Source organism: Pseudomonas sp. FG35 (genome assembly GCF_057809295.1).
Window position 1 is genome coordinate 57,239 of the sequence record NZ_JBMDJR010000011.1, and the last position, 15,517, is coordinate 72,755.

A 15,517-nucleotide genomic window follows, 5' to 3' on the forward strand; every position below is an offset into this window, starting at 1 on the left:
GCGGGCTGCATTCCCACGCAGAGCGTGGGAGCGATCATCAAACAACCTCGGTTTCAGCTTCTACGGCTTTCACCGCCTTGAGCTGACGCATCTGCTCGCAACCCCACAACACCCGCTCCGGGGTCGCCGGCGCGTCGATCTTCGGCTGATGCTTGTAGTCGCCCAGACTGGCCACCGCATCCTTGATTGCGCACCACGCGGCGATGCCGAGCATGAACGGCGGCTCACCCACAGCCTTGGAGTGGAACACCGTGTCCTCCGGGTTCTTGCGGTTTTCCACCAGCTTCACCCGCAGGTCCAGCGGCATGTCCGCCACGGCCGGGATCTTGTAGCTGGCCGGGCCGTTGGTCATCAGCTTGCCCTTGTTGTTCCACACCAGTTCTTCCATGGTCAGCCAGCCCATGCCCTGAACGAAACCGCCCTCGACCTGACCGATGTCGATGGCCGGGTTCAGCGAGGCGCCGACATCGTGGAGGATGTCGGTACGCAGCATCTTGTACTCGCCGGTCAGGGTGTCGACGATCACTTCGCAGCACGCCGCGCCGAAGGCGAAGTAGTAGAACGGCCGGCCACGGGCCTGGCTGCGGTCGTAGTAGATTTTCGGGGTCTTGTAGAACCCGGTGCTCGACAGCGAAACCTGGTTGAAATACGCCAGCTGGATCAGCGCTTCGAAGGTCAGGATATGGTCACGAACGCGCACGTGGCCGTTGTGGAATTCCACGTCCTCTTCGCTGACCTTGTAGTGCCGCGCGGCGAATTCGACCAGCCGCTGCTTGATTGTCTCGGCAGCGTTCTGCGCCGCTTTGCCGTTGAGGTCGGCGCCGCTGGAGGCCGCGGTCGGCGAGGTGTTTGGCACCTTGTCGGTGTTGGTCGCGGTGATCTGCACGCGGTCCATTTCCACCTGGAACACTTCGGCCACGACCTGCGCAACCTTGGTGTTCAGGCCCTGACCCATTTCCGTGCCGCCGTGGTTCAGGTGAATGCTGCCGTCGGTGTAGACGTGCACCAAGGCACCTGCCTGGTTGAGGAAGCTGGCGGTGAAGGAAATGCCGAATTTCACCGGGGTCAGCGCCAGGCCTTTTTTCAGGATCGGGCTGTTGGCGTTGTAGCGACGGATCGCTTCGCGGCGCTCGGCGTACTGGCTGCTTTCTTCCAGTTCGGCGGTCATCTCTTCGAGCATGTTGTGCTCGACGGTCTGGTAGTAATGGGTGACGTTGCGCTCGGTCTTGCCGTAGTAGTTGGCCTTGCGCACGGCCAGCGGATCGAGGTTCAGGTGACGGGCGATGGCGTCCATCACTTCTTCGATCGCGACCATCCCTTGCGGGCCGCCGAAACCACGGTACGCAGTGTTCGACGCGGTGTTGGTCTTGCAGCGGTGACCGTTGATGGTCGCATCTCCGAGGTAGTACGAGTTGTCCGAGTGGAACATCGCCCGGTCAACGATCGAGGCCGACAGGTCAGGCGAGCAGCCGCAGTTACCGGCCAGATCCATGGCGATGCCGTGCAGGCGGCCGGTGCTGTCGAAGCCGACGTCGTACTCGACGTAGAACGGGTGACGCTTGCCGGTCATCAGCATGTCTTCGACCCGCGGCAGGCGCATCTTGGTCGGCTGGCCGGTGAGGTGCGCGATCACTGCGCACAGGCACGCCGGGCTCGCGGCCTGGGTTTCCTTGCCGCCGAAACCACCGCCCATGCGGCGCATGTCGACCACGATCTTGTTCATCGAAACGTCGAGGACTTCGGCCACCAGTTTCTGCACTTCGGTGGGGTTCTGGGTCGAGCAGTAGACGATCATGCCGCCGTCTTCGGTTGGCATCACCGAGGAGATCTGGGTCTCCAGATAGAAGTGTTCCTGACCGCCGATGTGTAGCGTGCCTTGAATGCGATGCTCGGCCGTGGCCAACGCATTGGCTGAATCGCCGCGTTGATGGGTATGGCTGTCGAGCACGAAGTGGCGTTTGCGCAGGGCTTCGACCACGTCCAGCACTGGCTCCAGATCTTCGTATTCGATGATCGCGGCCATGGCGGCCTTGCGTGCGGTTTCCAGGTCTTTCGCGGCCACGGCCAGCACCGGTTGACCGACAAACTGCACGTCATCGATGGCCAGCAGCGGATCGCCCGGCAGCAACGGGCCGATGTCTTTCAGGCCCGGCACGTCTTCGTGGGTGATGGCGATGCGTACGCCTTCGAAGGCGTAGCAAGGCTGGGTGTCGATGCTGATGATTTTCGCGTGGGCGCGATCCGACAGCCGCGCGTAAACGTGCAACTGGTTGGGGAATTCCAGGCGGTCATCGATGTACTGCGCTTCACCGGACACATGCTTGGCGGCGCTGTCGTGCTTGACGCTGCGGCCGACGCCGGTGGTCAGGTCTTTGGCGAACAGTTCAGCCAGTTCAGCTTGCGTTTTCTCTACGCCGTGATGGTTAGACATAAGCGGTCACCCGAGTCTCGATGTGCGGTGTTTGCAGTTCGATGAAGTATTTGCGCAGCAGGTTCTGCGCGCTGAGCAGGCGGTATTCCTTGCTGGCGCGGAAGTCCGAGAGCGGGGTGAAATCCTCGCCCAGCGCGGTGCAGGCACGTTCGATTACAGCGTTGTTGAACGGCTGACCGAGCAGTACGGCTTCACAGTGAGCGGCGCGTTTCGGGATCGCTGCCATGCCGCCGAAGGCGACGCGGGCGTCGGTGATCACGTCGTTCTCAACCCGCAGGTTGAACGCGGCGCAGACGGCAGAGATGTCGTCGTCCAGACGCTTGGAGACTTTGTAGGCGCGGAAGCGCTGCTCGGCCGTGGCGCGAGGGACGATGATTTTCTCGATGAACTCGCTTTCCTGACGCGCAGTGACCCGGTAATCGATGAAGTAATCCTCGAGGGCCAGCGTGCGGCGGGTCTCGCCCTTGCACAGCACGATCTGCGCACCGAGGGCGATCAGCAGGGGCGGCGAGTCACCGATCGGCGAGGCGTTGCCGATATTGCCACCCAGGGTGCCCTGGTTGCGGATCTGCAGGGAGGCGAAGCGGTGCAGCAGTTCGCCGAAGTCCGGATACTCGGCGTTCAGCGCTTCGTAGCAGTCGGAGAGGGCGGTGGCGGCGCCGATTTCGATGCGGTCATCGAAGTGCTCGATGCGCTTCATTTCGGCGACGTTGCCGACGTAGATCATCACCGGCAGGGTGCGGTGGAACTGCGTGACTTCCAGCGCCAGATCGGTGCCGCCCGCCAGCAGGCGGGCCTGTGGATAAGCGTCGTAGAGATCGGCCAGATCGGCCACGGTCAGCGGCACCAGGCAACGTTTGTCGCCGCTGTTGAGTTCGCCGATCGACGTCGGGGCAATGGCTTTGAGGCGGGCGATGGTTTCGGCTTCGCGGGCGTCGAACTGGTCCGGTTGCTTGCCGCAGCAGGATTGCTCGGCAGCGGCCAGAATCGGCCGGTAGCCGGTACAGCGGCAGAGGTTGCCGGCCAGCGCTTCGTGGGCCTTGGCCTGATCCGGTGCATCGCTGTTCTTTTGCAGGGCGAACAGCGACATCACGAAACCGGGGGTGCAGAAACCGCACTGCGAACCGTGGCACTCGACCATGGCTTTCTGCACGCTGTGCAGTTCGCCCTTGTGCTTGAGGTCTTCGACGCTGATCAATTGCTTGCCGTGCAGCGACGAAACGAACGTCAGACACGAGTTGAGGCTGCGATAGCGAATGTGCTCGCGGCCATCGTCATCCGTCTGCAACTCGCCGACCACCACCGTACACGCGCCGCAGTCACCGCTGGCGCAGCCTTCTTTGGTGCCGGATTTACCCACGTGTTCGCGCAGGTAGTTGAGCACAGTCAGGTTCGGGTCCAGGGCGTGCTCGCTACGGAGTTCCTGGTTAAGTAAAAACTGGATCACGGAAGGCCTCGCAGACTCATTATTGTTGTTGAGCGACTTGAGCCGAATTTAGCAGGTCTGACTTTTCGGTCAATGGTTTTCTGACTTAAAGGTCAGGAAAAACCGTTTTGTCGCTCAACCACGTGTCTCTTCAGTATTGACCCTCATTGGATCAAGCGCTTTTTTGCGGGATTCGTGCCAAAAACCGCTGTGCGGGCACTCCGCCATGACCGCGCATTGCGCTACACTGCGCCGCTTGTGCAGATCGAAGAGTTTGAAGGACAACCATGACGTTCAAGGCGCCGGACAGCCTCGCCGAGCAAATCGCTCACCACCTCGCCGAACGGATCATTCGCGGCGAAATGAAGCCGGGAGAGCGCATCCAGGAACAAAAGGTCACGCTGGCGCTGAACGTCAGCCGCGGCTCTGTCCGCGAAGCCTTGCTGATCCTCGAGCGCCGTCACCTGATCGCGATCCTGCCGCGCCGAGGCGCCCACGTCACCGAACTGACGGCGCACAAGGTGCAGAGCCTGTGCACGTTGATGAGCGAGTTGTACATCCTGCTCGGCAACGCCGTGGCCAATGGCTGGCAGACGCAGGCCGACATGGCGCCGTTCGTGCAGATCCAGCAGCGCCTGACCGCCAGCTACGAGCGTCAGGACATCCGCACCTTCGTCGACGACAGCTTCAACGTGATGCGCGCCGCGTATCCGTTCGCCAACAACCCGTACCTGCAGGAAACCGTCGAGAACCTGCAACCGGCCATGAGCCGTGCGTACTTCCTCGCGCTGGAGCAGCGCAAGGCCGAGATGAGCGAGTTCCTCGAACTGTTCGAACGCTTGCTCGCTGCCGTCCTTGCCCGTGACCTGCCGCAGATCCGCATCGTGCTGACGGCTTACGCCCAGCGCAGCTGCGATCTGGTGGTGTCCGCCCTGACGGTTGCCTGACCTTGCGGCTCAAGTGCATCAAGCTGGCGGGGTTCAAATCCTTCGTCGATCCGACCACGGTGAACTTCCCCAGCAACATGGCGGCGGTCGTCGGGCCGAACGGTTGCGGCAAGTCGAACATCATCGACGCCGTGCGCTGGGTAATGGGCGAAAGCTCGGCCAAGAACCTGCGCGGCGAGTCGATGACCGACGTCATCTTCAACGGCTCGACCAGTCGCAAACCGGTGAGCCAGGCGAGCATCGAGCTGGTGTTCGACAACTCCGACGGCACGCTGCTGGGCGAGTGGGCGGCGTATGCGGAAATTTCGATCCGCCGCAAAGTGACCCGCGACAGCCAGACGACTTATTACCTCAATGGCGCCAAATGCCGTCGTCGCGACATCACCGACATCTTCCTCGGCACCGGCCTCGGGCCGCGCAGCTACTCGATCATCGAGCAGGGGATGATCTCCAAGCTGATCGAGTCCAAACCCGAAGACCTGCGTAATTTCATCGAAGAAGCCGCCGGCATCTCCAAGTACAAGGAGCGCCGGCGCGAGACCGAAAACCGCATCCGCCGCACTCACGAAAATCTTGCCCGTCTGACCGACCTGCGTGAAGAGCTCGAGCGCCAGCTCGAACGCCTGCACCGGCAGGCCGAGGCCGCCAAGAAGTATCAGGAATACAAGGCCGAAGAACGCCAGCTCAAGGCACAACTGTCGGCCCTGCGCTGGCAGGATCTGAACGATCAGGTCAGCCAGCGTGAATCGATCATCGGCAACCAGGAAATCAGCTTCGAAGCGCTGGTCGCCGAGCAACGTAACGCCGACGCCGCCATTGAACGCCTGCGCGACGGTCACCATGACCTGTCCGAGCGCTTCAATCTGGTGCAGGGGCGCTTCTATTCGGTCGGCGGCGACATCGCCCGGGTCGAGCAGAGCATCCAGCATGGTCAGCAACGCTTGCGCCAATTGCAGGACGATCTGAAAGAAGCCGAACGCGCACGCCTGGAAACCGAATCGCACCTGGGCCACGACCGCACCTTGCTGCTGACCCTCGGCGAAGAACTCGATCAACTGACCCCTGAGCAGGAAATCACCAACGCCGCCGCTGAAGAAGCCGCCGCGGCGCTTGAAGATTCCGAAACCGTCATGCACGGCTGGCAGGAGCAGTGGGATGCCTTCAACCTGACCGCCGCCGAACCCCGTCGTCAGGCCGAAGTGCAGCAGTCGCGGATCCAGCAGCTGGAAACCAGCATGGAGCGTCTGGCCGATCGGCAAAAGCGCCTGAGTGAAGAACGGGCGCTGCTGTCGGCCGATCCCGAAGATGCGGCGATCATGGAACTCAGCGAGCAGCTCGCCGAGTCCGAAGCCACCCTTGAAGATTTGCAGACCAGCGAAGCAGCCCAGGTCGAAAAACTTGAGCAACTGCGCCAGGAATTGCAGCAGGCGCTGACCGCGCAGCAACAGGCGCAGGGCGATTTGCAGCGCCTCAATGGTCGCCTCGCATCGTTGGAAGCCTTGCAGCAGGCCGCGCTCGATCCGGGCACCGGCACTGCCGAATGGCTGAAGGAACACAACCTCGCCGAACGTCCGCGTCTGGCTGAAGGCCTGAAGGTCGAGGCCGGTTGGGAGCTGGCGGTGGAAACCGTGCTCGGCGCCGACCTGCAAGCGGTGCTGGTGGATGATTTCGACGGTTTCGATCTGTCTGGTTTCGAGCAGGGCGATCTGCGTTTGCTCAGCCCCGGCAACGACGGCGTGCGCGCCGCCGGCAGCCTGTTGGACAAGGTCGAGGCGCAGGTGGATTTGTCGCCTTGGCTCGCTCAGGTCAAACCGGTCGACAGCCTTGAGCAGGCACTCGCCTCGCGCGGCCAACTGGCTGCCGGGCAGAGTCTGATCAGCCGCGACGGTTACTGGGTCGGCCGGCATTTCCTGCGGGCGCGCCGCGCCAGTGAAGCCGAAAGCGGCATGCTCGCACGCGGTCAGGAAATCGAATCGCTGCATGCGGAACGCGAAGAGCGCGAAGCCACGGTCGAGGCTATGGAAGCCCGTTTGCAGACCCTGCGCGCGCAACAGCGTCAGCAGGAAAACGGCCGCGAACATTTGCGTCGCCTGTTGCAGGACGAAGCCCGTCAGCAAGGCGAACTGAAAGCCCAGTTGTCCGCCGGCAAAGCCAAGGCCGAGCAGTTGAACCTGCGTCGCACCCGCCTCGACGAAGAGCTGGTCGAACTCGCCGAGCAGCGCGAACTGGAACACGAAAACATCGGCGAAGCGCGGATCCAGTTGCAGGACGCCCTCGACGCCATGGCCCTCGATACCGAGCAGCGCGAATTGCTGCTGGCTCAACGTGACAGCCTGCGCGAGCGGCTGGATCGGGTGCGTCAGGAAGCCCGTCAGCACAAGGACCACGCCCATCAATTGGCCGTGCGCCTCGGCTCGCTGCGGGCCCAGCATGATTCGACTCGCCAGGCCCTTGAGCGTCTGGAAATGCAGGCCGAGCGTCTCACCGAAAAACGTGAACAGCTCAGCCTGAATCTGGAGGAGGGCGAGGCGCCGCTGGAAGAACTGCGCCTCAAACTCGAAGAGTTGCTCGACAAGCGCATGAGCGTCGACGATGAACTCAAGACCGCGCAGATCGCCCTGGAAGACGCCGACCGCGAACTGCGCGACGCGGAAAAACGCCGGACCCAGGCCGAGCAGCAATCGCAATTGATCCGTGGCCAGCTCGAACAGCAACGCATGGAATGGCAAGCCCTGACCGTGCGCCGCAAGGCCTTGCAGGATCAATTGCTGGAAGACGGCTACGATCTGCACGGCGTGCTCAGCACCTTGACTGCCGAGGCCCGCGAGAAGGCTGCCGAAGAAGAACTTGAACGCATCGCCGCGCGGATTCAGCGCCTGGGCGCGATCAACCTCGCGGCGATCGACGAATACCAGCAACAATCAGAGCGTAAACGTTATCTGGATGCCCAGGACGCCGATCTGGTGGAGGCGCTGGAGACCTTGGAAAACGTTATCCGCAAGATCGACAAGGAAACCCGTAACCGTTTCAAAGATACCTTTGATCAGATCAATGGCGGTTTACAGGCACTTTTCCCGAAAGTTTTCGGTGGCGGGCGGGCGTATTTGGAACTGACGGGCGAAGATCTACTCGATACAGGGGTGACGATCATGGCGCAACCGCCCGGGAAGAAGAACAGCACCATCCATTTGCTCTCCGGCGGCGAGAAAGCCCTGACGGCACTGGCACTGGTTTTTGCGATCTTCAAATTGAATCCGGCGCCGTTCTGCATGCTCGATGAAGTTGACGCACCACTGGATGACGCTAACGTTGGACGCTACGCACGATTGGTCAAAGAGATGTCGCAGACCGTGCAGTTCATCTATATCACCCACAACAAGATCGCCATGGAAATGGCTGACCAGTTGATGGGCGTGACGATGCACGAGCCGGGTTGTTCGCGACTGGTAGCCGTGGATGTCGAGGAGGCGATGGCGATGGTGGATGCCTGAGCCGGCGCTGTCGGAAAAGGTATTTGTAGTCTGTAGGACATATTTACCGGCTTCGACTTGCTGGCCAATCGACATAATCGCGCAAGCCAATGAGACAGACGGTGTAAAGTTGTCTTTGGTCGTGCTAGTTTAATGTCAATTTTTCGTATACGTGGGCAAAACGCCTGTCAGAACATAGAGTTGGCGCCACGTTTTAAAGCGGTTTGCACAGTGTAAACCCCTTATTTTTCAGCATTTTTTATAGAGGCACGGGATTACATGGAAATCGGTCTGCGCGAGTGGCTGATCGTCATCGGCATCATTGTGATAGCCGGTATTCTTTTCGATGGCTGGCGCCGTATGCGCGGCGGCAAGGGAAAACTGAAATTCCGTCTTGACCGAAGTCTGTCCAACCTGCCGGACGAGGACACCAGCGCCGAGCTGTTGGGCCCGGCCCGCGTGCTGGATACCCACAAAGAGCCGCAACTGGACGAACACGATTTGCCATCGGTGAGCATGCCGGCCCGCGAAGCACGCGAGCCTCGCGAATCCGGTTCCAAGCGCGGCAAGCGTGGCGGCAACGGTCCGGCCCAGGGCGACCTGAACCTCGATCTGGATCTGGACGGCGGCCCGAGTTTCAGCAGCCGCGACGATGATTTCGTCGAGCCTGCCGCCAAGTCGTCGCCTGCCGCTGCCGATAAAGATCAGCCGCAAGCCGAAGAAGTGCTGGTGATCAGCGTGATCTGCCGCGATCCGGCCGGCTTCAAGGGCCCAGCACTGCTGCAGAACATTCTGGAAAGCGGTCTGCGTTTCGGCGAGATGGATATCTTCCACCGTCACGAAAGCATGGCCGGCAACGGTGAAGTGCTGTTCTCCATGGCCAACGCGGTCAAGCCGGGCATCTTCGATCTGGACGACATCGACCATTTCAGCACCCCGGCGGTGAGCTTCTTCCTCGGCCTGCCAGGCCCGCGTCATCCGAAGCAGGCCTTCGACGTGATGGTCGCGGCAGCCCGCAAGCTGTCCCAGGAACTGAACGGTGAATTGAAAGATGACCAGCGCAGCGTCCTGACCGCGCAGACCATCGAGCACTACCGTCAGCGCATCGTTGAATTCGAACGTCGCGCCCTGACCCAGAAGCGTTGATTGAAAAGGTTGCCTCGCAATAAAGGGGCAATCGGCAAAATAGATTGAGCAGCCTCGGCTGCTCTTTTGCTTTATGAGAGAACACCCATGACTGCCGCCAAAGACCGCATTCTAGAGCTGCGCGCTGAACTCGATCAGCACAACTACCGTTACCACGTCCTCGATGAGCCGAGCATTCCGGATGCCGAGTACGACCGGTTGTTCCACGAGCTCAAGGCGCTGGAAGCGGCCAACCCGGAACTGATCACCAGCGACTCGCCGACCCAGCGCGTCGGCAGCGTGGCGCTGACCGCGTTCACCCAGGTGCGTCACGAAGTGCCGATGCTCAGCCTCGGCAACGCCTTCGAAGAAACCGACATGCGCGAGTTCGACCGCCGGGTGACCGAAGGTCTGGATCTGCCGGCCGGCGATCTGTTCGGTGGTGGCGCGGCGGTGGAATACAGCTGCGAGCCGAAACTCGATGGTCTGGCGGTCAGCCTGCTGTATCAGGACGGCGTGCTGGTGCGCGGTGCCACGCGCGGCGACGGCACCACCGGCGAAGACATCAGCGTCAACGTGCGCACCGTGCGCAACATTCCGCTGAAGCTGCACGGCACGGGCTGGCCGGCGACCCTGGAAGTGCGTGGCGAAGTGTTCATGTCCAAGGCCGGTTTCGAACGCCTCAACGCTTCGCAACTGGAAGTCGGCGGCAAGACTTTCGCCAACCCGCGCAACGCCGCCGCCGGCAGCCTGCGTCAGCTGGATTCGAAGATCACCGCCAACCGGCCGCTGGAATTCTGCTGCTACGGCATCGGCCAGGTGTCCCACGATATTTCCGACACCCACATCGGCAACCTCCAGCAACTGAAAGCCTGGGGCATGCCGATCAGCCACGAATTGAAACTGGCCAAGGGCATCGGCGAATGCCTGGATTATTACCGCGATATCGGTGAGCGCCGTAATTCGCTGGCCTATGAAATCGACGGCGTGGTGTTCAAGGTAAACAGCATTGCCGACCAGCGCGAACTGGGCTTCCGCGCCCGTGAACCGCGCTGGGCCATCGCCCACAAATTCCCGGCCATGGAAGAGCTCACCGAGCTGCTCGACGTGGAGTTCCAGGTCGGCCGTACCGGCGCCGTCACCCCTGTGGCGCGCTTGAAACCGGTCAAGGTCGCTGGCGTCACGGTGGCCAACGCCACATTGCACAACATGGATGAAGTCGCCCGGCTGGGCCTGATGATCGGCGACACGGTGATCATTCGTCGCGCTGGCGATGTGATCCCGCAAGTGGTGCAAGTGGTCATGGAGCGCCGCCCGGAAGATGCGCGGCCGGTGCAGATTCCTGAGAGCTGCCCGGTCTGCGGATCCCACGTCGAACGCACGCAACTGGTCAAGCGCAGCAAGGGCAAGGAAACCATCAGCGAAGGTGCGGTGTATCGCTGCGTCGGCCGACTGGCCTGTGGTGCGCAACTGAAGCAGGCGATCATTCACTTCGTCTCCCGTCGCGCGATGGACATCGAAGGCCTCGGCGACAAGAGCGTCGAGCAGTTGGTCGATGAGGGGCTGGTCAGTTCGCCGGCCGATCTTTACGCGCTGAAGTTCGAGGACATCGTCGACCTCGAGGGCTTTGCCGAGGTGTCGAGCAACAAGTTGCTGGCTGCGATTGAAGACAGCAAGAAACCGGGTCTGGCGCGCTTCATCTATGCGCTGGGCATTCCAGATGTCGGCGAAGAGACGGCCAAGGTTCTGGCCCGCTCGCTGGGGTCGCTGGAGCGTGTTCAGCAAGCCTTGCCGCAAGTGCTGACGTACTTGCCGGACATCGGCCTGGAAGTGGCGCACGAAATCCACAGCTTCTTCGAAGATGCGCACAACCGGCAGGTGATCACCGAGCTGCTGGGCCACGGTTTGCAGATTCAGGATCAGGGCGAGCTGGGTGCCGAGTTTGCCGCCAGCACCACGCTGGGTGGCTTCCTCGACAAGCTGCACATTCCTTCGGTCGGGCCGGGCGGGGCGCAGAAGCTGGCGGACAAGTTCGAATCGCTGGAAGGGGTGATGAACGCGGACTGGCTGGACATGCGCCAGGCGTTGCCGGAGAAGCAGGCCAACTCGGTTCGCGAGTTCTTTGCCTTGCCCGAGCATCGTCAGCTGGCTGAAGACGCTGAAAAACAACTGCGCGATTTCGGTATGCACTGGCAGAGCGAAAAGAAAGTCGTCGAAGGCCTGCCATTGGCCGGGGAGACATGGGTACTGACCGGCAAGGTCGAGCTGATGAGCCGCGACGTGGCCAAGGAACACCTGGAAAGCCTCGGCGCCAAGGTCGCCGGCTCCGTGTCGGCCAAGACTCATTGCGTGGTCGCCGGGCCGGGCGCCGGGTCGAAACTGACCAAGGCCAACGAACTGGGCGTGAAAGTGATGGATGAAGAGGCGTTTATCGCGTTCCTGAAAGGACACGGTATTTCCGCCTGACGCAACGCGCGGGAACGATCGACTCGCGGGAATGATCTAGTCTTGGCAAGCCCAAGGGAGAGATCGCCATGTACCGCTTTTTCGAGCAGCTCAGTTCCCGCATCGTCGCGCCGTTCATGGGCGAATCCTCGCGCAACAGCAAAATCTGGCCGTGCCGTTGCGGCCAGTCGCTGTTCTTTCGCAACAGTCAGTGCCTGGCCTGCAACTCGGCGCTGGGCTATCAACCGGAATACAGTCGGCTGACCTCGCTGCAACCGGGCCCGCAGGAGGGCACCTGGACGCTGGATGTCGATCCCGAAGCCGGGTTGTTCCGGCGCTGTGCCAACCTCGATACTCCTGCGGCCTGCAACTGGCTGCTGCCCGCCAACGATCACGCCAGCCTGTGCGCGGCGTGCGCTCTGAACCGCACCATCCCCGACCTTTCCGTCCCGGAAAACCCCGAACGCTGGCGCAAGGTGGAAATCGCCAAGCGGCGACTGGTGGCGCAACTGATCAGCCTCGGCCTGCCGGTCGTCCCGAAAACCGTCGACGAAGCCACCGGCCTGGCCTTCGATTTCATCGGCGTCGATCTGCAAGGCAACGCGCCGATGACCGGCCACGCCAACGGCCTGATCACTCTCGACATCGAAGAGGCCGACGACGCCCACCGCGAGCGAGTCCGGGCGCAGATGCACGAACCCTATCGCACATTGCTCGGGCACTTTCGCCATGAGGTCGGGCATTACTACTGGGATCGGTTGATCGCCAACGGTCCGTGGCTCGGTTCATTCCGCAATCTGTTCGGCGACGAGCGCGCCAGTTATGCCGAGGCGCTGGAACGGCATTATCAACAGGGCGCGCCGGCGGACTGGTCGCAACACTACGTCAGCGCCTACGCCACCATGCACCCCTGGGAAGACTGGGCGGAAACCTGGGCGCATTACCTGCACATGATGGACGCGGTGGACACCGCGCTGGGTTTCGGTATGAGCGCCCGGGAGATGGACCTGGATTACCAGCCGTTTCCGCCGAGCACGCTGTACGACCCCGAGCATCCCGGTGGTGCAGCGTTCCTGTCGTTCGTCAACGCGTGGATCGAACTGGCCGGCATGCTCAACGAACTGTCGCGCAGCATGGGGCAGCCGGATTTCTATCCCTTCGTCCTGCCGCCGGCGGCGATCGCCAAGCTGCACTTCATTCATCTGGTGATCCAGCAAGAGGGCGGCCGCGCGGACGAGGTGCTGCAGGCGCAATAGCAAGTGCTTGAAGCCCTTCATATTTTTAATCTGCAACGAGCGGTTGTAACTTCGTCTCAGATAGGTACAATGGCGCGGCTCGCCGACAGGCGAGTGTCGTTATGGTGACCCTATCGGTCCCCCCGCAACGATTACCCGTGAACCTGGTCAGAGCCGGAAGGCAGCAGCCACAGCGGGAACATTGTGTGCCGGGGTGTGGCTGGTAGGGTTACCACCTTAACGAACATCGAACGAATAAACACCGAACTGCATGGGTTTCGCCCACTGCGGTTTTTTTATGCCTGCGATTTGTCGTTCGAGTCAGCACACCCTGTGGGAGCGAGCCTGCTCGCGATGGCGTCGATACGGGGTAATCATTTGCTCTTCAATCCCGCATACTCGCAGCCATCGAAATAAATGAAGAGTCTGGCCAGGATCGACCTTGCAAGGTCTGCGCCCTGGCCGCGAGGTTTTATGCTCCCGGAACATTCCGATCTATCCAGCCCTGTGTTCTTGCCCGTCACGGATGAAACCTGCGCGAACCTGTTGCAGGCGGGTGGCGCAAAAGCGCTCGAAAGCCTGACCGATCCGGAATTGGCGGCGGTGCTGGTCATCCAGAATCTGGTGCAGACGAAAGAGCAGGATCTCGGCGCCGTGGCGGCAGAGAAGATTCTGGCCAAGCTGTTGGCGTGGGCTGTCGACACTCGTCAGTCTACGAATGCGAGCCTGCTGTCCGAAGCGCAGCGACTGTTCGACCCGCGCAAACTGTATTTCGGCCTGAAGGTCCTGAATCCTCTGAACCTGCGTTTTCTGTTGGTCGAAGAAATATCGGCACGCGATTACCTATTGCCCGACGGCCAGTGGGATTTTGAATACAAGGTCCGGCGCCATCGCAGCCATGACCCGTTCAGCCAGCCGATCGTGACGCCCCGTTACCGCGAGCGCTGGTTAAGCCCGGCACAGGACAAACTGGTCAGAACCTTCCGCGCCAATCTGGACGAAGACCTGCACGTTCAAGGCTACGCGGGGATCGGCAAAAGCCATCTGCTGGTGGCGTTGCTGGAGCATCTGCGCCCGGAAAAGACCCTGTTGCTGGCGCGCACCCCGGCCAAGCTCGAAGTCCTTCGTCAGCGCATGGTGGGGCCGAGCGAGAAGAGGGCCGGCAAGACCTTCCTGACGTTTGCCCAGTCGCTGATGCTCGGTCGCAGGCCTCAGGCGGAGGGAGGGCGAATCCCGACCCGCCAGGCGCTGGCGCAGGAACTGAATATCTTCGGTTTCCGCCACTACGACGGGCCGGCGACCCTTGAGCTCTGCCTCAAAGCGATCGAACGCTACTGCCGCTTCCGCGATCACACTTTTTCGGCGAAGCATCTGCCGCATTTCAACCAGCCGCTCTCCAGCGTCGACGCTCAGGTGTTGCTGGAGTACTCGAGCCGGGTTTGGGGCTACCTCGAACTCAACCCGGCGTGGGGCAGCCAGACCGGCTTCGAAGCGTTGCTGATGATCAAGCGCGCCTGCATCGCCGGCTGTGTGGTGCCGGCGCGCTACACGCACGTGCTGATCGACGAGAGCCAGGACATTCCCGGCTCGCTGTTGCAGATTATCGAACGCGGCCGCCAGGTGTTGATCACCCTCGGCGACGAGTACCAGCAGGCCAGTGGCGTGCCGGTCAAACGGCACCGTGAGGTTCGCCAAAGCGATATCAGCTATTCCGTGCGCTCGGGTCGCAACGTCGAACGGCTGGTCAATCCGCTGATCGCCCGGCATTCGCAGAAGGGCAAGATTCCGTTCGAAGGCGCCAGTGACGCCGATGTTGTTATCAAGGAGTACCCGGAAGGTTTCGTACCGTCCGGGGGTTGCGTGGTGCTGACGGCATCGCCCTGGGACAGCATGATCTGGGCCATCCACCTGCACGACTCCAACTGCAAGTTCAGATTTCCGGACAAGCGCACTCAGGATGAACTCAAGCATTTCATGGCCACCGCCATCGAACTGTTCAAACCTGATTTCTACCGTTCCGAATTCAGCGAAAACGGCGTGCATCCGTACTTCAGCGACCTGCCCGACTGGCAGGCCGTTTGTGACGCCAATCAGTTCGACGAATCATTTCTGCGGGTCAAGGCCAAGCTGGAAAACGGCTTCATGATCGCCGACCTGACACGCTTGAACCGAATGATCGACAACGCCGGCAACGGCTGCCTGCTGATGCTCGCGGAAGAGGCGGGGGGCATGGAGTTCGACAAGGTCTTGCTGACGCCGGGGTTGCTGACCAACGAGAAATTCAAGGACGCCTACGCGTTCGATCAGCGGATCTGCGCCGTGTACATCGCCATCTCTCGCGCCAGGCTGAAGCTTTACGTGCCGTACGATGTGGTTGAGTGGGTCGAGTATCACGAGTACCAGCAGTTTCGTGATACGGCGGGGCATTGAGGGTCTGG

General features: G+C 61.4%; 8 protein-coding genes and 1 other RNA gene. 7 read left to right on the plus strand and 2 right to left on the minus strand.

Translation table 11 applies throughout. From position 1 onward, the window contains the following. Nucleotides 1-37: 37 nt before the first annotated feature. Together xdhB and xdhA are read right to left on the minus strand one after the other, a co-directional pair. Complete coding sequence (gene xdhB / locus ACODTD_RS21395) at nt 38-2,431, minus strand: xanthine dehydrogenase molybdopterin binding subunit (RefSeq protein ID WP_011333267.1); 2,394 nt, start codon at nt 2,429-2,431, stop codon at nt 38-40. Next, nucleotides 2,424-3,878, minus strand: coding sequence for a xanthine dehydrogenase small subunit (xdhA, locus tag ACODTD_RS21400; protein WP_201817756.1), 1,455 nt, complete (start codon nt 3,876-3,878; stop codon nt 2,424-2,426). The genes xdhB and xdhA overlap by 8 nt, the downstream gene beginning before the upstream one ends. Nucleotides 3,879-4,144: 266 nt before the next feature. Between xdhA and ACODTD_RS21405 the strand changes: the two genes are divergently transcribed. From ACODTD_RS21405 to ACODTD_RS21435, 7 genes are all read left to right on the plus strand, one after another. Next, nucleotides 4,145-4,804, plus strand: a complete 660-nt coding sequence (locus ACODTD_RS21405) for a GntR family transcriptional regulator (protein WP_011333269.1) — start codon at nt 4,145-4,147, stop codon at nt 4,802-4,804. A gap of 2 nt (nt 4,805-4,806) precedes the next feature. Further along, nucleotides 4,807-8,295, plus strand: a complete 3,489-nt coding sequence (smc, locus tag ACODTD_RS21410) for a chromosome segregation protein SMC (protein ID WP_489105170.1) — start codon at nt 4,807-4,809, stop codon at nt 8,293-8,295. 258 nt (nt 8,296-8,553) lie between these two features. Continuing rightward, nucleotides 8,554-9,420 (plus strand): cell division protein ZipA, encoded by an 867-nt coding sequence (zipA, locus tag ACODTD_RS21415; protein WP_221615613.1) that lies wholly within the window; start codon nt 8,554-8,556, stop codon nt 9,418-9,420. A gap of 87 nt (nt 9,421-9,507) precedes the next feature. Beyond that, nucleotides 9,508-11,865: an NAD-dependent DNA ligase LigA gene (ligA, locus tag ACODTD_RS21420; protein WP_011333272.1), complete on the plus strand. Its 2,358-nt coding sequence runs from the start codon at nt 9,508-9,510 to the stop codon at nt 11,863-11,865. A 68-nt stretch (nt 11,866-11,933) separates the two neighbouring features. Further along, a complete protein-coding gene (locus ACODTD_RS21425) occupies nt 11,934-13,100 on the plus strand; it encodes a zinc-binding metallopeptidase family protein (RefSeq protein WP_221615615.1) in 1,167 nt (388 codons plus the stop codon). Between the two features lie 111 nt (nt 13,101-13,211). Then, nucleotides 13,212-13,308, plus strand: an RNA gene (gene ffs / locus ACODTD_RS21430) — signal recognition particle sRNA small type. A gap of 245 nt (nt 13,309-13,553) precedes the next feature. Next, on the plus strand, nt 13,554-15,509 hold the full coding sequence (locus ACODTD_RS21435; protein WP_489105171.1) for a hypothetical protein: 1,956 nt from the start codon (nt 13,554-13,556) through the stop codon (nt 15,507-15,509). The last annotated feature ends 8 nt before the right edge of the window (nt 15,510-15,517 follow it).